At 51.1% G+C, this 19,710-nt stretch carries 16 protein-coding genes; 5 read left to right on the top strand and 11 right to left on the bottom strand.

Features of this window, described 5'->3' with window-relative positions; translation table 11 throughout:
• Window positions 1-135: 135 nt before the first annotated feature.
• Window positions 136-480 (top strand): hypothetical protein, encoded by a 345-nt coding sequence (locus tag ACEVG1_RS08760; RefSeq protein ID WP_374743276.1) that lies wholly within the window; start codon window positions 136-138, stop codon window positions 478-480.
• A gap of 68 nt (window positions 481-548) precedes the next feature.
• On the opposite strand, the gene der is transcribed toward ACEVG1_RS08760, so the two are convergent.
• From der to recJ, 4 genes are all read right to left on the bottom strand, one after another.
• On the bottom strand, window positions 549-1,850 hold the full coding sequence (gene der / locus ACEVG1_RS08765) for a ribosome biogenesis GTPase Der (protein WP_374743277.1): 1,302 nt from the start codon (window positions 1,848-1,850) through the stop codon (window positions 549-551).
• A gap of 37 nt (window positions 1,851-1,887) precedes the next feature.
• The gene (locus ACEVG1_RS08770) at window positions 1,888-3,405 is read right to left on the bottom strand and encodes a GH3 auxin-responsive promoter family protein (RefSeq protein WP_374743278.1); all 1,518 of its coding nucleotides are present in this window, start codon (window positions 3,403-3,405) and stop codon (window positions 1,888-1,890) included.
• A 79-nt stretch (window positions 3,406-3,484) separates the two neighbouring features.
• Complete coding sequence (gene lptB, locus ACEVG1_RS08775) at window positions 3,485-4,219, bottom strand: LPS export ABC transporter ATP-binding protein (RefSeq protein ID WP_374743280.1); 735 nt, start codon at window positions 4,217-4,219, stop codon at window positions 3,485-3,487.
• Between the two features lie 68 nt (window positions 4,220-4,287).
• Complete coding sequence (recJ, locus tag ACEVG1_RS08780) at window positions 4,288-5,988, bottom strand: single-stranded-DNA-specific exonuclease RecJ (RefSeq protein WP_374743281.1); 1,701 nt, start codon at window positions 5,986-5,988, stop codon at window positions 4,288-4,290.
• 188 nt (window positions 5,989-6,176) lie between these two features.
• Between recJ and ACEVG1_RS08785 the strand changes: the two genes are divergently transcribed.
• Window positions 6,177-6,956 (top strand): MBL fold metallo-hydrolase, encoded by a 780-nt coding sequence (locus ACEVG1_RS08785; RefSeq protein ID WP_374743283.1) that lies wholly within the window; start codon window positions 6,177-6,179, stop codon window positions 6,954-6,956.
• A 24-nt stretch (window positions 6,957-6,980) separates the two neighbouring features.
• Here ACEVG1_RS08785 and ACEVG1_RS08790 read toward each other — a convergent pair whose 3' ends face one another.
• From ACEVG1_RS08790 to ACEVG1_RS08800, 3 genes are read right to left on the bottom strand one after another with little or no spacing between them, the layout of a single operon-like run.
• Window positions 6,981-7,844, bottom strand: a complete 864-nt coding sequence (locus ACEVG1_RS08790; protein WP_374743284.1) for a metallophosphoesterase — start codon at window positions 7,842-7,844, stop codon at window positions 6,981-6,983.
• A gap of 15 nt (window positions 7,845-7,859) precedes the next feature.
• On the bottom strand, window positions 7,860-9,650 hold the full coding sequence (locus ACEVG1_RS08795; protein ID WP_374743285.1) for a RagB/SusD family nutrient uptake outer membrane protein: 1,791 nt from the start codon (window positions 9,648-9,650) through the stop codon (window positions 7,860-7,862).
• 18 nt (window positions 9,651-9,668) lie between these two features.
• Complete coding sequence (locus tag ACEVG1_RS08800; RefSeq protein ID WP_374743286.1) at window positions 9,669-12,935, bottom strand: SusC/RagA family TonB-linked outer membrane protein; 3,267 nt, start codon at window positions 12,933-12,935, stop codon at window positions 9,669-9,671.
• A gap of 324 nt (window positions 12,936-13,259) precedes the next feature.
• Here ACEVG1_RS08800 and ACEVG1_RS08805 point away from each other — a divergent pair, with 324 nt between their 5' ends.
• Complete coding sequence (locus tag ACEVG1_RS08805) at window positions 13,260-13,883, top strand: TetR family transcriptional regulator (protein ID WP_374743287.1); 624 nt, start codon at window positions 13,260-13,262, stop codon at window positions 13,881-13,883.
• Here ACEVG1_RS08805 and ACEVG1_RS08810 read toward each other — a convergent pair.
• Window positions 13,839-14,126, bottom strand: coding sequence for a hypothetical protein (locus ACEVG1_RS08810; protein ID WP_374743288.1), 288 nt, complete (start codon window positions 14,124-14,126; stop codon window positions 13,839-13,841). The two genes, ACEVG1_RS08805 and ACEVG1_RS08810, sit on opposite strands and share 45 nt — an antisense overlap.
• A 70-nt stretch (window positions 14,127-14,196) precedes the next feature.
• Window positions 14,197-16,518 carry a DUF4886 domain-containing protein gene (locus ACEVG1_RS08815; protein WP_374743289.1) on the bottom strand — a complete coding sequence of 774 codons (2,322 nt, stop codon included), beginning with the start codon at window positions 16,516-16,518 and terminating at the stop codon, window positions 14,197-14,199.
• A gap of 126 nt (window positions 16,519-16,644) precedes the next feature.
• Here ACEVG1_RS08815 and ACEVG1_RS08820 point away from each other — a divergent pair, with 126 nt between their 5' ends.
• Window positions 16,645-17,232, top strand: a complete 588-nt coding sequence (locus tag ACEVG1_RS08820) for a C40 family peptidase (RefSeq protein WP_374743290.1) — start codon at window positions 16,645-16,647, stop codon at window positions 17,230-17,232.
• A 36-nt stretch (window positions 17,233-17,268) separates the two neighbouring features.
• On the top strand, window positions 17,269-17,781 hold the full coding sequence (locus tag ACEVG1_RS08825; RefSeq protein WP_374743291.1) for a phosphoribosyltransferase family protein: 513 nt from the start codon (window positions 17,269-17,271) through the stop codon (window positions 17,779-17,781).
• 18 nt (window positions 17,782-17,799) lie between these two features.
• Here the strand turns inward: ACEVG1_RS08825 and ACEVG1_RS08830 are convergent, their stop codons facing one another.
• Together ACEVG1_RS08830 and tatA are read right to left on the bottom strand one after the other, a co-directional pair.
• Window positions 17,800-19,242 (bottom strand): LysM peptidoglycan-binding domain-containing protein, encoded by a 1,443-nt coding sequence (locus ACEVG1_RS08830; RefSeq protein ID WP_374743292.1) that lies wholly within the window; start codon window positions 19,240-19,242, stop codon window positions 17,800-17,802.
• A 242-nt stretch (window positions 19,243-19,484) separates the two neighbouring features.
• Window positions 19,485-19,670 carry a twin-arginine translocase TatA/TatE family subunit gene (gene tatA, locus ACEVG1_RS08835; protein WP_374743294.1) on the bottom strand — a complete coding sequence of 62 codons (186 nt, stop codon included), beginning with the start codon at window positions 19,668-19,670 and terminating at the stop codon, window positions 19,485-19,487.
• Window positions 19,671-19,710: the final 40 nt, after the last annotated feature.

Consider the following 19,710-nt stretch of genomic DNA (forward strand, 5'->3'; position numbering starts at 1 on the left):
CTTCGTACACCTGGCACTTCACCGCTGTTTTCAGGTAGGCTTCCAGTGAGGTGTGCAGAAGATAAGCAATATGCCTGTAGGTTGCCTATACTTTCCCTATGAAACAATGACGTTATCGCGCATAATAAGGGTCTGGTGGAACTGCACGGCCTGGTCGTTGCCGAACAGGAATGGTTCAATGCGTGGGCCGACTTCATCTACGAAAACGAAAACTGGTTTGACGAGGAGGACGACAGGGGCAGCGACTTAATCCACCAAGTGTTTCGACAGTATGAGGAGGTGTCGGTGGATATCGTGACCCTCGACCGCGACCAGCAGGAGTTTTTCGGCGCGGTGGGTGAGGTGACCGACCTGCAGTCCGAATACTTTGATTATGGCGAAGCTGTTTTGGACCTGTACACCGCGCTGCACGAACGATCGGAAAAGATATACCGCAGGACTGAACGGCTCAACGACCACATCGACAAGAACATCCTGTAAGTAGGCATTTGTTGTGCCAAAGCAAGCGGCCATCTCACAAAAGGATGGCCTCTTTTTATATATCCGGATTACTTCTGCCGGAAATAAACCTCCACGGGCACCCCTTCAAAATCAAAATGCTCGCGCAGCTTATTTTCTACAAACCGCCTGTACGGCTCTTTGATGTATTGCGGAAGGTTACAGAAAAAGGCAAACATCGGCGATCGGGCACCCACTTGCGTTACATACTTTATTTTGATGTATTTCCCCTTGGTAGCTGGGGGGGGATAACTTTCGATGATGGGCAGCATCACCTCGTTCAACTTCGAGGTAGACACCTTCTTTACCTTATTTTCATACACCTTTGACGCGGCTTCGATTGCCTTGAAAATACGTTGCTTCTCCGTGACCGATGTGAAGATGATGGGCACATCGGTAAAAGGGGCTATCTTCTCCCGGATGAGTTCTTCAAAAACCTTGGTGGTTTTGTTGTTTTTTTCAATCAGGTCCCATTTATTGACCAGGATAACAACCCCCTTCCGGTTCTTCTCGGCCAAATGGAAAATATTGATGTCTTGGGCCTCAATACCTTCGGTGGCATCCAGCATGAGAATGACGACATCCGATTCTTCGAGCGCTTTGATGGTCCGCATCACCGAATAGAACTCGATATTCTCCTTCACTTTGGTCTTGCGCCGCAGGCCGGCCGTATCAATCAGGGTGAAATCATGTCCGTATTGATTGTAATGGATGCGAATGGAATCCCTTGTAGTACCGGCTACGGGTGTAACAATATTGCGTTCCTTGCCTATCAGCGCATTGATGAGGGAAGATTTACCTACGTTGGGCCTACCTACGATGGTATATTTCGGTCGGTCGTCTTCCTCCTCTTCTTCCGGTTCGAAGTGCGTGACCACCTCATCCAGCAACTCGCCGGTGCCAGAGCCCGTCATGGACGAAAGGGGATATATTTCGCCCAGCCCGAAACTGTAGAAGATGCTGGCTTCTTGTTGCAGTAGCGGATGGTCTACCTTATTGACCACCACGAAAACCGGCTTTTTGCTGCGCCGCAGTACGTCGGCAATGGCATCGTCCAGATCGGTGATGCCCGTGGTCACGTCCACCATAAAGAGGATCACCGAGGCTTCCTCAATGGCAATCATCACCTGCTCGCGGATAGCCGACTCGAACACGTCGTCGGACCCATGCACATAACCGCCGGTATCGACCACGATAAACTTCTGGCCGATCCATTCGCCCTGTCCGTAATGCCGATCACGCGTCACGCCGCTGAAATCGTCTACGATCGCCCGCCGGCTCTCCGTCAGCCGGTTATACAGGGTGGATTTACCGACATTGGGGCGTCCTACTATTGCGATGATGTTTGCCATAAGCCCACAAAGGTACGTATAAGGAATGGTAAACGGATTAAGTTCCTTTCAGTTGCGCCAAAATACCTTCGAGATACGTGCGGTCGTTTGCCAACCGGGGCACCTTATTCTGGCCACCGAGTTTGCCCCTCGATTTCATCCAACGGTAAAACGTACCGTCGGGGGCGTTGTGGATGATCGGGAAACGCAAGGCCAGGTTATTGAATCGCTTGGCATCATAGTCTGAATTGACTTCCCGCAGGGTGGTATCCATCACTTGGCAGAACCGATCGAAATCGTCGGGCTGCTCTTCAAATTCAACGACCCACTCATGGGCACCTGCGTTGCCATCACTAAAATAGACGGGGCCGGCGGTATAGTCGCGTAGGCTCGCCCCCGTTGCCGCGCAGGCCCGCTGCAACGCCTCGTCGGCATTGTCTACGATAACTTCTTCGCCAAATGTATTGATAAACTGCTTGGTGCGCCCCGTAACTTGGATGCGGTAGGGATGCAAGGTTGTAAATTTGATCGTATCGCCTACCATATAGCGCCACAGCCCCGCATTGGTGGAAATGACCAGCGCATAATTTTTACCGAGCACCACCTCGTCCAGGCCCACCGTTTTCGGATGCTCATCAAAGAGGTTCTCGACAGGAAGGAACTCATAGTATATACCGTAATCGAGCATGAGCAGCAGGTCTTCGGAATCGGATTGGTCCTGCAGCGCAAAATAGCCTTCGGAAGCATTGTAATTTTCCAGGTAATACATGCTGTCGGATGGCACTAGCTTCTTGAAAAGCTCACGATAGGGTTTGAAACTGACACCGCCATGGCTGTAGAACTCTAGGTTGGGCCAGATTTCAAGGAGGTTATCCTTCCCCGTGATTTCGAGCATCCGTTTGGCCAGTACCACGTACCACGTAGGTACGCCCGAGAGGTTGGTTACATTCTCGTGTATAGAGAGCTGCGCCACGGTTTCTATCTTCTCTTCAAAATTGGGGTTGAGGGCGGTTTCCAAATCGGGGGTGCGGTGGGTCTCTGCCCAAAAGGGGAGGTTGCGGAGGATGATGGACGAGAGGTCGCCGTAATAGGAATCGGACTGGAAGTTATTGATCTGGGAACTCCCGCCCAGAACCATCGATTTCCCCGTCAGTATCTTGGTATCGGGCCGGTTGTGGCAGTACACGGAGAGCATGTCTTTTCCACCTTGGTAGTGGCAATCTTCCAGCGCCTCCTCGCTCACCGGGATAAATTTGCTCCGGTCAGCCGTGGTGCCCGATGATTTGGCGAACCACTTGATATCCGAGGGCCAAAGGATATTCTGCTCGCCCTTAATCATGCGGTCTATATACGGTTTGAGGCTGTTGTAATCCTGTATGGGAACACGCTCTTTATAGGTCTCTACGGTGAGTATGGAATTGTAGTCGTATTTTCTGCCCCATTCGGTGGCCTCGGCAGCGGAAATAAGGCTTTGGAACCATTCCTCCTGGACCTCATGCGGATATTTCATGAAAAGCTCAATCTGGTGGATGCGCTTTTTCATAAGCCAGGTGAATATCGAATTGATGATGGCCATTTTTTAGTCGTAAGTCCCTAATTAGTCGTAAGTCCTAAGTCGTTTGTCGTAAGTTCCTGGCAATTGTAAATCTAAATCACTAAAGCTTTTTTCGGCGCAACTCAAAATTCCGGCCGAGGTAAAACTTGCGGGCCATCTCGTTCACAGCGATTTCCTCCGGTGTGCCGGCGAGCATTATTTTTCCTTCTGTGAGTAGGTATGCGCGGTCGGTAATCGACAACGTTTCCTGTACGTTGTGATCCGTGATGAGGATACCGATATTGCGGTGCTTCAGCTTTGACACAATGGTTTGGATTTCTTCTACCGCAATGGGATCGACACCTGCAAACGGTTCATCAAGCAGGATAAAATTCGGCTTGGCAGCCAGGGCCCGCGCTATTTCCGTACGGCGCCGTTCACCGCCGGACAACAAATCACCCCGGTTTTTCCGTACACGGTTCAAACTGAACTCGGCCAACAGCTCCTCCAGCTTCTCCTTCCGTTCTTCCCTATCCGGGTGATGGATTTCCAGTACGGCCATGATGTTGTTCTCTACTGATAACTTCCGGAATACCGACGCTTCTTGTGCCAAATAACCGATTCCCTTCTGCGCCCTGCGATACATGGGATCTTCGGTGATTTCCTCGCCGTCTAAGTATACGTGGCCTTCGTTGGGTTTGATCAGCCCTACAATCATATAGAACGACGTAGTTTTTCCAGCCCCGTTGGGCCCCAATAGCCCCACGATTTCACCCTGCCCCACTTCGAAAGAGACATCGTTTACCACCGTACGCTGGCGGTATTTCTTGATAAGGTGTTCTGCTCTTAATATCACTTTTTTGCTGTTTGCTCTTTGCCTTTTGCTGTTTGCTGTTTGCTATTTGCTGTTTGCTGTTTGCCAGACTAAATCCGTATATCTTTTATATTCAATTGCAGGCTGCGTTTATCGCGCCAGACATTTTCTTCGATCGTGTAGCACATGTCAAATGGACGATGTGTATTGATGGCTTCTGCATACTCCGCCAGACCGAAACCGATGCAGTCAAAGCGGGGGGACCCCGGTTGCATAACGGTCATTTTGAGGTGGGTGCCACCAACGACAGCAGCCGTACCCAAAACGCCTACTTGCCTACTCATGAAAAGCGGCGCCTCATTCTGGGGGCCGAACGGCTCGAATCGACGCAAAATACGGAAAAATTTGGCGTCTATCTCGGTAAATTCAAGTACCGCATCCACTCCTATTTCCCGTTGCAGCATGCCGGGGAGGATACTCGCCCCCACCACGCTTTCGAAACGCTCCTGGAAAAGGGCGATGTTCTCCGGCCTCATCGTAAGCCCAGCGGCGTACTTATGCCCGCCGAATTGATCGAGCAAATCGCTGCATGCACTCAAGGCCTCATACAGGTCGAACCCGACTACCGACCGGGCAGAGCCGGAAACATGCCCGTTGGTTTGGGTGAGGACGACGGTAGGCCGGTAATATTTTTCGGTGAGCCGTGTGGCTACGATACCGATGACGCCTTTATGCCAACCGGGCTGGAAAACGACCGTCGTCTTCCGCTTCCTAAGCGCTTCGTCCCCATCGATGATGGCAAGTGCCTCCTCCGTGATACGGAGATCGAAATCTTTCCGCTGGGTATTCTGTACGTCGATGCGCTGGCTGTATTCCCCTGCCTCTTGCAGTGATTTTGAAATCAATAATTTAACCGCGTCTTTCGCATGGTCTATCCGCCCGGCTGCGTTGATGCGGGGTCCGATCTGGAAAATGATGTCATTCACGGTAAAATGGCCGCTGCGATGGGTTGAGAGGTCAATCAACGACTGCAATCCGCAACATGGATTCGTATTGAGCTTAATGAGCCCATAGTGGGCTAGTATCCGGTTCTCGCCGGAAATCGGCACAATATCGGAGGCGATGCCTACCGCAACCAGATCAAGGTATTGGTAGCAACGGTTGATGTCCATGTTGTTTTTCTGCACAAAGGCCTGCACGATCTTGAATCCGATGCCGCATCCGGGCAGCTCTTTATAGGGATAGGGGCAATCGTTGCGTTTGGGGTCCAATACGGCCACCGCGTTAGGCAGATCATCACCCGGAAGGTGGTGGTCGCCGATGATGAAGTCAATGCCCAGCTCACGCGCATAGTCCACTTTATCGAGCGCTTTGATACCGCAATCCAATGCGATAACCAATGTGAACCCGTTTTCAGCGGCATAGTCGATACCTTGCTTGGAAATACCATACCCTTCCGCATATCGATCGGGCAGGTAGAACTCCAAGCCCGAATGGAACTGCCTGAAAAAACTATAAACAACGGCCACTGCGGTAGTGCCATCCACGTCATAGTCTCCGTAAATGAGCACCTTTTCCTTATTGCCTATGGCCTTCTCGATCCGGGCGATGGCCTTGTCCATGTCTTTCATGAGAAAAGGATCGTGAAGCGACGACAGATCCGGCTTAAAAAAGTTCCGCGCATCTTCAAAGTTATCGACCCCCCTGCTTATCAGCAACCCGGCCAGCACCCGATGGATACCTAAATCTTCGCCCAATTGCTGTGCCGCGGCCTCGTCATGACAGGAACCGATTGCCCATCTTTTTTGCATATATTTCGTCTATAAACGCTGTTTCTTCACTTGCACAATTTCTTTACCCCGGTGGTGTTCTGGCGGGCGTCGCCGTTCCCCATACCAGCCGGAGAAATCGATACCTTGCTTTTCCTGCAACCCACGAGGTTTGCAAAGAAGGCAAATTTATCTAAGTTTGTGCACTACGAAAGGGTAAAGATAAAAACATGCAAGCACATTCCTTATTCGAAGGCTCATTTTCCGTAGATTCTTCCAAAAAGTTCATCCCCTTTGATGCCAGCAAAGACAGCAAAAAAGACCGGCCAGGCTCTCTTTTTATCCATGTGCACCCGTTTCTGATTGAATCGGCCAATGGGTTGCTCCTGCTCGATACCGGTATAGGCCATACGAATGCGGAAGGGGGCCTTGAATTGCACGACAACATCCGGAAAACGGGGTTTGATCCCGCTGACGTGCGATATGTGTTACTTTCGCATCTCCATAAGGACCATGCTAGCGGCATGGTGACAGCACGCGACGGGAATTTCCGATTGGCCTTTCCCGATGCCGAGTACGTGGTGCAGCGTGGCGAGTGGGAAGATGCCTATAGTGGCAAATCAGACTCTTACCAAACAGAAATTTTCGATGTGCTGCAACGAAGCGGCAACCTGCTGTTGGTTGAAGGAAACGACGCGCTCAACAACGAAATCAGCTACGAAATATCCGGTGGACACACCCCACATCACCAGGTATTCCATATCCGGACAGGCGGCGAGCATTTCTTTTTCGGGGGCGACGAAGCTCCCGAGCCGGAGCAGTTTTTCCGCCAGTTCGCTGCCAAGTACGACTATGACGGACGCAAATCGATGGCATTGCGGCAGGAATACTGGGACCAGGGCTGTGCCGAGGGTTGGGTATTCCTGATGTACCACTCCACCAATATCGCCATCGGGCGGCCGGAGCAAAAAGAAAATGGCGGCTGGCGGCTCGTGGATGCTTCGCGTTAATTTACCGCCAATTCCACTTTCTGCTTACTTTTTCACTTCCCATCCGTAATCCACGTATTCCCAACGGAAACCATCCCCATCGGTGTGTACGAGCAGGTACCCTTCTTCCGTACCATGGAACGCTCCGCCCCACCAGCTGGCGCACACCGCTCCGGCTGTGATGAACTGTACACCCTTCACCTTGATTTCCTCGTACAGGTGCTGGTGACCCTGGAGCACCAGCTTGAGGTTGTGCCCGGCAAAACGGTCGAATACCTGTTTCTGGTTCCCGAACGTATCTGTGGCCGTATAGCGCCCCTCCAGAACGGGGTAATAGAGCGAAAGGAACGGTACATGCGTGGAGACGACGATGGGCTGACCGGCGGGTGTATTGTCCAGCAATTCCTCCAACCATTGGTATTGCGCGTCACTGATGCAGTAATTCCCCTCGCAAACCTCCGTGCTGTTAAGCACGATGAATCGCCATCCTTTATGGTCAAAAGTGTAATACGTATCCCCGAAAAACGACTCAAACAACGCTTCTCCGTAGGCCCCTCCTTTCTCGCCATCCCCCCAATACCGATCGTGGTTGCCGATGGTGAAATACCAATTCAGCGTGGACCCCCGGACCAAACCTTTGTAATCCTGATACAATTGCATAGCATCAGCTTTCCTGTCGGCCTTCATCGCATCCACGTCTACATTATCGCCCCCGGTGAGAATGAAGTCCGCTCCGGAACCATCCGCTGATTGGATAGCTCTTTTCAAGCCCTCATAACTATTGGCCCCGGGGCTTTTGTTGAGGTGGATGTCTGTAAGGAAGGCAAACGAAAATCTTTCCTGAGCTGCACAAAAGCCATGTACCAGCAGCAGTACAAACAGTATGCTTACCTGTTTTCTTATGCTCATGAGTTGTCTTAACTATTATTCCCAGCCAAACAATTGCCTCAGATTCGGATTCAACACCCGCTGTGTATTCGGCACCGGCCGGTAATAGTATTTCGGTTCCAGAAACGTACGTTCCCTATTATCGGTCACCATCACGCCACCGTTGACGCTGTTTTGAAGATAAACGCCTGCGTTGCCACCGAATGCACCGATGGTATAGTAGACCAATGGCACGCCAAGTGAATTTTCTTCCCTGTCGCTGGGGATGGTCTGGCCATCGGGAATCAGCTTGATGTCCGGTATGCCGTCGCCCGTCATATCATAATTGCCTACACCGGGGAAATACATGCCTTCGGGAATCTCTTCGAGCAATTTGCCTGCATGCCAACGCATGAGGTCGTCATAACGCGAATTTTCAAACGCGAGTTCCACACGGCGCTCGCGGCGGATTTCGAGGATAACACCTTGGTTTGCTCCGGTAAGGCTAGGGAATTTGGCGGCCTGGAAAAGGTCCGGATTCGCGTTGGCGGCCGCCAGGCTCAAGTGCGGCATATCCACGCGGCCGCGCAACAGATTCACCGTGTTATCCAAATCAGTTTGGGTGAGCGTACCCAGCTCAGCTTTTGCCTCGGCTAATATCAACAATACTTCCGCATACCGGTGTACGGGAAAATCTACGCCGTTCAATACCACCTGGTCCGTACTGTTTACAAAGCCTTTCAATTGGTGATAGCCCGTGAAGTTCTTGTTAAGCCGCTGTACATACGGCGCGCCATCGGGCTCCCTTACCCAACCGGGATAAACCAAGGTCTGTGTTAACCGCGGATCGCGACCTGAAAACTCGGCAACGAAACCGAATGTTTCGTACCCGGCCTGGTCTGTAAAGGGAGAGCCATCGGCCATCAAGTACGTTTGCACGAGATCGCGCGCGGGCGACTGCTCATAGTCGCCGAACACCACGCTGTTGACATTCTGGCTCCTGTTTTTGGTTTGGTCGTAAATATTTACCAAGATCACCTCATCATTGTTTAGCAGGTCTTGGCTGTCGAACAGCGCAGCATAGTCGGCCGCAGGGTTGCCGGTGTTGTAGATGCTGAACCCGCCTTCCGCAACAATACCTTCGGCTGTTGCCGCGGCTTTCTGCAGTAAGGCATCGGCCGTATTTTGCAATTCCAGCTCGGGATGGTATTTGCGATAAGTACCCTCGTGCAATGCAATCTTGGCTTCCATGAACGCTACCGCCCATTTACCGGGTGTGCCTGTCGGCACGCTCTCCCGCACGTTTGCCACCGCAAACTCGAGGTCGGCCATCACGCTGTCCATCACGAGGGCTCGTGGATCCTGCGCTTTAAAAAGCTCTTCGTCACCGGGGTTCAGGGTACCTGAATACCACGGCACATCCGAATAGCGCTTCACCATATCGTGATAGAACCTCGCACGGTAATAGCGAGCCAGCCCGGCATAGTGGTTTTTGGTCTCGGCGGTAACATTCGCTTTCTGGTAGTTTTCCAGAAAATAATTGATGGTACGCAGGCGCCCCCATGACCAACCTCCGGTAATGGTCTGCGATGACGGTGAGCCCGTCATGATGTTTTTGACTTCAACCGCCCCGGTTGTCGCCGCATTGTCTGTGCTCTGGTCGTTCAGGTAGCTCCCCCGATCCGGCATGCTCAGCAGGCCGTTGATGTACAGGGACAGGTCTTCCTCGGTATTGAAAAACACATCGGGTGTGATGGACGTCTGCGGATAGCGGTCAAGGAAATCCTTTTCGCAGGAAAGGGTTGTGGCTGCCAAGCCGATCAACAGCAGTATATGTTGTCTTTTCATGATCTTATTTATAGCTAATTAAAACCCAAGATTTAAACCAAATGCAAACCGACGCTGGAAAGGATAAGCCCAAGCGCTGTTGTCGGTGCTGTTATTTATTGCCTCTGGGTCCACAAATTTCTTCACTTCGGAAAACTCAAAAATATTCTCGGCAGTCACGAAAAACCGCAGCCGGCCCATCCCCCAACGCTCGATCATCCTATGCGGAAGCGAATAGCCTAGTGTGATATTTTTTATCCGCAAATAAGCCCCGTTAAGCAAATACTGTGTATTGGGTATAGCCAACCCTGAACGAATACCGTTTCCACCCACATAATTATAGTCGGCTAACCAGGACTGCAATACCGGGTATGAGGCGTCGGGATTGGCATTGGCCAATCCCGCAGCAATGTAAGCAGCTGAATGTTTGGCCATTTGCTCCGGGGTGTCGTCAGCGGCCCGGTAGTAATCCAAGTGCCATGGATACACATTGGCGTAGGGTTGTTGGTAAGGGCCCCAGAACAGGTAATGTTGCGGATAGAAATCCCGCTTCAGCACCCCTTGTAGGAAAACCGAAGCATCGAATCCATTCCAATCCATATTGAGGTTAAACCCGATACGATACCGATCGGACGTATTGCCAATGATAGTACGGTCTTTCATGTCACCCTCGGTCTGCCCCAGTTCGATGGCGCCATTGCCGTCGAGGTCCTTGAACCTTGGCCACCCGGGTACGATGGTCAATGCCCCCCATGGGATTACTGCGGTTTGGTCCAATTGCTCGATTTCCTCCTGCGACTGGAAGAACCCGTCGCTCACCAGCCCATACAACGTACCGAACTCATATCCTTCGAAATAGGACGAAAGCAAGCGTTGGTCGTTTTTGAACCGCGTGATATGAGCCCGCGAATCCGAAAGCACCAACTTGGCCTCCAGTCCGAAAGGTTTGGAAGCCACCGTATAATTGTCCCGGTAGGTCAACGAAAGTTCCCAGCCTTTGGTACGCAAATCAGCAGCATTCTGGCTTGGCACACCTGTCCCCAGCACTGCGGGGAGTTCTTCGCCCCCCGTAAGCATGCCTGTCGTCTCACGGATGTAGTAGTCGAAACCGGCGAAAATGCGATCGCGAAGCAATCCGATGTCCGTACCGAAATTCAATGTAGCTACGTTTTCCCATGTGTAGTTGTAGGGATCGATGGTAAGTGAGGGAGCCCCGGTTATGATCTGACGCTGGGAACCATCGATCAGGTAGCTGGAAAGCGCGGTACCCATGGTTTGGATATAGGAGAAATCGCCCACAGCCTGATTGCCCAAACTACCGTAGGAAGCGCGTAGCTTCCAGTTCGAAAATGCCGGCTTCAAGTTTTCGAAAAACGGTTCGTTGCTGACAATCCAAGCACCGGATACCGAAGGGAAGAAACCCCATCGGTTGGTCGACGGAAAACGCGACGAACCATCGTAACGGCCGGTCGCCTCGAGGATGTATCGTTCATTGAGTGTGTAGTTGAACCGTCCAAAGAAACTTCTCGTTGCGTATGAACTATATTCCGCGTTGATACGCGCTTCGCCCGTCGTAAGTTGCAGGTACGGTAGCGTCGAGGAAATCAGCTGATCGCGCTGGGCAATGGTGGTAGCCCATACGTAATCTTCTTGATTATATCCGGCAGTGAGGCTAAATGCATGGATACCGAATTGCTTGCTGTAATTGCCGTACAGGTTGAACACATTATTCTGGATTTCACCACGCCGATCGTATACGAATCCGTTTCCGCCTTCTTCACGGACATCGTCCGGGCCGTAGCCAATCTTGTATTTTTTGGAATGCTGGGGGTAGCGCCAGTATTCACGCTTAAAGCTGGCATCGCCGGTAACGGTCAGGTCTCCGTTGAGAAATGTACCCACCGCATTGAAGATATTCTGGAAGCCGAACATCTGCTCATTCCGGTTTCCGCCATCTACGAGTTGCGCCGCGAGTCGTCCGGCAGCGTTGTTCCCCCAAGTGCCGTCTGGGTTCTTCACAACATCGGTGGGTTGCAGGTAATATAAATCGGTGATACGTGCATAAGGCTGGGCGATATTCGTTTGGTACACATTCATGTTGTTATCCAACTTCAGCCAGTCCAACGGTGAGAACGACAACCTTCCCCTTACTCCTTTCCGCTGCCAGTAATCCTCGGCTAGTTTGTTCAACCCGTTATCCTTGGTGAAGTCCGCTGAAAGGTAATACGAAACAGGCCTGTCATTGATGGCAGCTCCGCCTGAAAGCGCCAGGCTGTGTGTCTGGGAGACCGTCGCCTTCTTGAAGAAATAATTGTTCCAGTTGTTGCCACCCATGTAAGCCCAGCGGGTCGGATCATCCGGGTCTACCCGCACATCGGGGATCGATGGGTCATCCGATCGCTCTTTAGCCCATTGATAATGCTGGTCGCTGTAATTGACATAGTCCCAGGGCGTGTTGTCCGTGGATATTTCCAGCACCCGCGAGAAGATATACGGGTCGGTTACCGGATCGGGCAATTCCGTTGGGCGCCCGAATGCCGTGGTGACGTTATAGTTGATACTTTGGTTCCCTTGTCCTCCCTGCTTGGTTGTAATGAGGATGACGCCATACGCTGCCCTGGCACCATATATCGCCGCCGATGCTGCATCTCGCAATACGGTATAAGACGCAATGTCACTGGGGCTGAGCCGGATCATATCCCAAGTATCGGATACGGGGATGCCATCGATGACGATCAGCGGCGACCCGCCGTTGATGGATGTTGTGCCACGGATGTTGATGTTCGGTATCGAACCGGGGCTACCATTCCCATAGGTGATGTTCAAGCCCGGACTCACCCCCTGCAAACCTTGCATGATATTCGATACAGGCCTAGATTCCAACTGTTTGCCCGATATCTGGTCTATTGCCCCCGTCACGTTGACCTTCCGCTGCGTGCCATACCCCACCACGATGACCTCGTCCAAGTTGCCTGCATCCGTCTCCAATTCGGTATCCACATGGGGTTGCCCCGTAAATTGGATTTCCTGCATTTTGTAACCCACGGCACGGAATATCAGCGTAGTGCCACTTTCCAAATTCTCCAATACGTAACGTCCCGCTTCGTCTGTGGCCGTGCCCAACGAGGTGCCTTGAACAAGCACACTCACGCCGGTCAACGGCTGCCCCGATTGATCCGTCACCGTGCCTGTCAACCGGCGCTGGGCTACGGCCGCAAACGGTAAGGCAAGCAGCGCAATCCCAATGAGAGCCACCCAACCCGCAATAGGCCGAAACCTGGTTTTCCATTGTCGTTCTTTTTTCATAATCTACACTATTTATTAATTGAACATTTAGTCAATAATCAAAGATAGTTCTATTGTTTGAAGGTTAGTTAATCACAATATTATCTATTTGTTAAAGCTGCTGCTATTGGTTAGTATCAAAGCGCCTTATTGATGCACAATGTTATTGTCTTTTAATCTATTATGCAAGAAAAAAATTCATGCAATCGATTGTTTACTAGTAGTCAACCGTTTGCACAAACTGATTCTTGTAACAAATATTGAATGAACATACAATTAATATTGGCACCGAGATTAGTTAATGTAATTTTGTTTAATTTCGTAATCGATTATCGACGCATATCCATGGGACGAAAAAGTTTAAAAGAAATCAGGCAGCTGGAAATAGTCAAGGTTTTCTATAAAGTTGCCAAAAAGGAAGGACTGGAAAACACGTCCATCGCAAAGATTGCTAAAGTGATGGACATCAACCCCAGCCTCATCATCCATTATTTTCAAACCAAGGATGACCTGACCTATGCGTTGATTGACTACATACTGGAAAAATACCTGCTTATATACCGGGCAGGAAGAAACAACGACATTCCCTTACGTGATGCATTGGTTACCGTAGTCGACGATTTGTTTTCGCGGAAGTGGAACAAGTTATTCGATGATGGATTGTTTTACAGCTGTTACGCGTTGACATTCCGCGACAAGAAAGTCAAAACAAAATACAAGAACCTAACGGACTCCCTGCGGAAGCAGCTTTCGACGCTCATCGAGCGTTGCAACTCGGCGGGAGTGACGAACGTTGGCAACCCTTCCCTGATTGCGGAACTCATTTTCGCCTTGGTCGACGGCGCTTATTTTTACCTGAGCCTTTCGGCCAACCCAAAGACCTTCGATGAGAAAATAGCCGACTACAAGCTGGAAGCGTATCGTTTACTCGGTCTCCATCATTTGGCGGTCCCGCCGTCTTACGCTTGAGCGCTGCTGCGAATAACGGATAATCCCGAACAGCGCAATGAGGACCCATATCCCGTTGGCTGCAAGGTTTGGCGTATCCCTAAAATAGCAGGCGCTAATGACCAAACCGATTCCTCCGATTACATTCAAGACCTGGTACAGCGGGTTATCAAACCGCAATACTTTGAGGTTGAGGAGCAAGTAAGCCAATGAGCAAAAAATAAATCCCAGCCATCCGATAATGGTCACCGTTGCTTCTGTCATCTCGTTCGTGCTTTTCAGTTATGCGAATGTACGGAAACTTTTGTGATGGAAACGCATGGTCGCTGTTGATTCAATCACGTCCAACGGCCGCCAATAACGCAGCCGCTTCACGATCCTCGAATTTCTCGATCTGTGATTGCAGCAATTGCCTCATCTCGGCTGTAATGGCTTCATATCCCTTTTTGCCATACAGGTTGTTTAGTTCATTGGGGTCCTCCTTGAGGTCGAAAAGCTCCCAAGCATCCACCCGTTTGTAGAAACGGATGAGCTTATAGCGTTCATTGCGCACACCGAAGTGCGGCGATACGGCATGCTCGCCGTTTTCATAATAATGGTAATAAATAGCCTCGCGTATGGTCGTATCGGGGTGGTGGAATAGCGGCAACATCGATATGCCTTGTATGGCTGCGGGTATGTCTGCACCGGCAAGCTGCAGAACCGTCGGTGCGATATCGGTATTCACCACGAACCCGTTTACTACCGATCCCGGCTCAATCGTACCGGGTAGACGGGCTAACATGGGTGTGCGGAATGACTCTTCGTACATAAAGCGCTTATCGAACCATCCATGTTCACCTAAATAGAATCCCTGATCGGAAAGGTATATGACTAAGGTATTTCCAGCCAAACCGTTCGCATCGAGGTAATCCAATATCCGTCCGATATTGCGGTCTAGGGAAGCTGCCGTACTCAGGTAATCACGCATGTACCGCTGGTACTTCCACTCCGCCAATGCATGTCCGGTTAGGCTACGCGCATTGAAATCTGCAAATATGGGCTGGTAGTAGGCGTCAAATTTCTGTCGTTGTTCCGTATTCATCCGCTTGATGGCTCCTTCTCGGTCCGCATCGGCCACCGGCTCCATCTTCAGGTCGTACCCCATCCGGATGTCGCTGGCGATACTCATCTCTTGGATAGCCGCCGCCTGACGGCCGGCGTAGTCGTCGTAAAACGTCTCCGGCAGTGGAAAATCCATGTGATCGTAACGGCCGAAGTCGACCGTATCCGGCAACCATGTGCGGTGGGTTGCTTTGTGGCCGATAATCAGGCAGAAGGGCTCGCCGCGATCGCGCCCGTCCAACCACGTTTCGGCCTTATCGGTAATGATGTTGGTCACATATCCTTCCACGTGTTCCCGTTGGCCGCCTGTATTGATGAAATCGGGATTATAATAGGCCCCCTGACCCGGCAAAATACTATAATAATCAAAGCCTTGCGGGCTATCACCGAGATGCTGCTTACCTATCCATGCGGTTTGGTAGCCCATGTTTTGCAGCCCTTTCACGAACAACTCCTGTCCATGATCGAACGTGGATGTTTCGTTGTCTTTGAATCCGTTCTTATGGCTATATTTTCCGGTAAGCAATGTTGCACGGCTCGGCCCACATATCGAATTGGTCACATACGCACCCCCGAAACGGGCACCTCCGTGGGCAATCCGGTCCATATTTGGTGTCTCTACCAAGCCGTGGCCATAAGCACCGATTGCTTGAAAAGCATGGTCGTCTGAAATGATGAGCACGATATTAGGACGCCGTGGCGAGGCACCCTGGGTGACGGAAAAGGGCTGGAGGAGCGCGGCATGCGCCGCCCGTTGCGCTACTTCCGCTTGTGCTACCGACACCCCTTCCGGGCGGTAGCGATCCACGGGCGCCTGCTGTCCAAACAACGCTTCAAACCATGTGCACGCCGCTATGAACCGACCGATGTGGAGGTCGAGGTGATACCCGTCGCGGGTAAGGTTATCGCCGATGAAACTGGTCCGCGCATGCTGGATTGCGGTACCGCACGGAACCAGCAAGTCGATGGGAACCAATTCTGCAGCCTTCGCCGATGCTTCCATGATGGCTTCGTACATTTCATGTTGGTCGTTGTGGTAGTTCGCAAACCCCGAATGGGTGGAGTTGGCGGCATAGGCCCAGGTTTGGTGCCAGATGTACTGAGCACGGCCGGCGGTTGCACTATCGAAGTAGTGATGCAATGCCGTGAGCGGAGCTACATAACTATCGAACTGCCCCGACAATGGACTGGCCTGCTGGAGCGACACATAGTCCCACTGTTCGTCTTGCAAAGCCGTGCGGATGCTGACCCCTTCTTTGGTCGTCTTAACGCCATCCACATCGATTTTCCGGTAACTGTATGCCGCACTATCGGTTTGTACATTTCTCCAATGCAATGACAGCGGTGCCCCACCGATGTACATATTCGCGATAACAATCGGCTTACCGGCTACAGCCGCCAGCTCATGCAAGTATTGCTCAACGGCATCTTGGGAAAAACTGTTGCCGATGGCCAATACTTTCAATGTATCCCGTTGCCCCCCGGCGTTTGCCAGGCAACAATTCCCTACAAAAAGGCCTATTACGAGCGAAAAACGAATAATATGAAACATGTCCAAGTATACACTTTTTTTTCTTGCATCAATGAAATATTTACTATAGATTTGCCCGCTAACGGTTAGCATATGCAATATGCTTTGAACAATCAACGTCTGCATGTTTCATAAAAAGGCAATTTAATGAAGAGGAAAACAATTGTAGCATGCCTGCTATTCGCTTGCCTATTTGCCGTGTCGCAAGCACAGACTTCAGCCGACCAACCTGCAAATCCTTCGGACCCCGACAATTTAGCAAAAGACTATTTCTCCCAGATAATGGGGGTGGCTGTGTCGGCCTCTACCAATACCAAGCTATACCAGTTTATCTACGAGTGGATAGGCACCCCGTACCGTTTGGGTGGAAAAACCAAAACAGGGGGGGTGGACTGTTCGCGATTTGCCTATGAACTGTACGATAAAGTTTTCAACACGACACTTGGCCACAACAGCCGCAACATCTACACACAGGTAGATCCCATTGCGAAAGACAAACTCATGCCCGGAGACCTGGTGTTTTTCAAAATACGCAGCCGCAACATTACCCACGTAGGCGTTTACATGGGTGACGATAAATTCGCACACGCATCCTCCAGCCGCGGTGTGATGATAAGCGACTTGAACGACTCCTACTGGAAACGCTATTACTATAATGGTGGCCGGATGCTGGCCGCGGCGACAGCCCGAGAACCGGATGAAGAGCAATCGGCATTGTCGCCCTCGATGCACTAGAAGTCGGGTGCAGACCATTGCATGACAACCAAGCATATGTCGACAAAGAAAGTATTGGTCCTTAATCAGGAGCAGATAGCAAAAAAAACAACCCGCATCGCCTATCAATTGCTGGAAGATAATTTCGAGGAAACCTCGTTGGTGCTGGTAGGGATTGCAGACCGCGGTTATGTGTTTGCCCAACGGCTCAAGGCGGAATTGGAGCGGATTTCCACTTTCGATATATCTTTGATTAAAGTTACATTGGATAAGACGAGCAGTACGCTCCGTGCCGAAACGGATACCCCCATCGAACAGGCAAAAGACAAAGCGGTTATTTTGGTAGACGATGTGCTAAACAGCGGGCGCACATTGGCTTATGGCATCGGCGTGTTTTTCGACGTACCGTTGAAAAAGATGCGCACGGTGGTACTGATTGACCGCAGTCACCATAAGTTTCCGATTTTCAGCGACTTTTCGGGGCTTAAACTTTCCACCATCCTCAAAGAGCATGTTACCGTGAACCTCCGGGAATGCGATGGCGGCGAAGATGCCGCCTGGCTCATCTGATGACCGGGGCGCCGGGGCCTAATTCACTTTTATTTTCAATGTCATCCCCGGTTTGATCTGGCTGCTATGCAGGCCGTTGTCTGATTTGATGGCCGAGACGGTCGCCGTGCGATACCGCTGGGCGATGCCCGACAACGTATCTCCTTTCCTCACCCGGTAAGTGATGTATGGGGTGTTCGTGGATGGGGTGGTCGCTTTTTTAGGCGATTGGCCTTCGGAGGTCATCACACGAAGCCGTTGGCCCGGCACAATCGTATTTTTCTTGAGGCCGTTCCATACACGCAGGTCCTGTACACTGACATGGTAGCGGTTGGCTATCTTACCGAGTGTTTCGCCCTTCCGTACCTGGTGCATAACGGCAACATGAGATTCTCCCCTTGCCTCCGTATCGGCTGCATAAGACGCCTGCATCTGATTATTGGGCGTATTCAATACGGCGTATAGTGCCGGGTAGGCTTGGGGAGGGGCCTCGGGCAATACCAATCGTTTAGGTACGGTGGCGGTACCATTCACCACCCCCCTCTTATATGCAGGATTCAACAATTTGATGATTTCCTCTTCCACGTCCATTGCCTTGGCCACGCCGCTCAGCGGCACGTGCTTCTGCACCCAAACCGCCTCCGTCTGCACTGGAATGGCCGTCGTCGCCGGCATGATACCATGCTCTTCACAATACCCCATCATGTAGGTGACGGCAATGAATGCCGGCACATAGTTGCGGGTTTCGCGGGGAAGGAATCGGCTGATATCCCAGTAGCTGGGATTGGACAAACCCGATCGCTCGATAGCACGCAGCACATTCCCTTTGCCGCAGTTGTATGAGGCGATGGCCAACAGCCAATCGCCGAAATCGTTGTAGGCATCAGTTAAATAGGCAGCCGCTGCGCGACTTGCCGCCACCGGATCCTTCCGTTCGTCGATATAACTGTCTATGGCGAGATCGTACATGCGCGCGGTAGCAAACATAAACTGCCACAGGCCCGTGGCCCCTACGCGCGACACAGCATGGGGATTTAACGCCGACTCGACGATGGATAAGTATTTGATTTCTACGGGAACGCCAGTCTCCGAAAATATACGCTCGTAAATGGGGAAATAATACTGAGATAGCCCCATCATTTGCGAAAGATGCCTTTTATAGCGCTCGGTACTGTAAACGTCGATATAAGACTGCACCTGGTCGTTGTAGGTAAGCGGCACCGTTTTCTGCAGATAGGCCAAACGCCCTTCGATGGTGGCGGGCACGAACTCGAACATCGGCGGTGTACCCAGCTTCCCCTCGAGGTCAACGAAGCTGACGCTGTCAGAAATCGCTTCCAGTTGGATATTGACCATACGGGCCGCACTATCCGTCGGGGTCAACACGTCTGTCAATGAATCAAGCGGGAAAGGCTCAGAACGTGCCACCAAGGCACAAAACAAACTGATTACGGCAACCGCCGAGATTTTATTCAACACCATGCTTTGTTAATCGGTATGTACATGCCATAAATTACACCCTTCAGCTATTGGCTAGCTTGTTGTGAATCATTCAATACAATACTGGTTAAGTCTATACTACGTGGAAAACGCAGTTATTTATTTTTTATTGTATGGCCCACCGATAAAAATCAGTATCGATAGGATAGCCATCAAAATAAAGGGACTTTACACCAAGGCAGAAATCTGGTATAAAGTCCGTTCCCGTATTGGATACGTTCTATTTATTGCTTGTTTTCTTCCAGTTCTTCCTTGGGGCTCTCTTTCTGCCCTTCCTTGAACTCTCGGATACCGCGGCCCATGCCACGCATCAATTCGGGGATTTTCCGGCCACCGAACAATAAAAGGAGCGCTAAAACAATCAGGATAATTTCTTGGGCACCAAGAAATAACAACACTGAATCTACCATAACCGTTGTTTTAAAATTTTCAAATTCGCCCCCTCGAAAG

The organism is Parapedobacter sp. 2B3 (assembly GCF_041925275.1).
In the GTDB taxonomy this organism is placed as follows: Bacteria; Bacteroidota; Bacteroidia; order Sphingobacteriales; family Sphingobacteriaceae; genus Parapedobacter; species Parapedobacter pyrenivorans_A.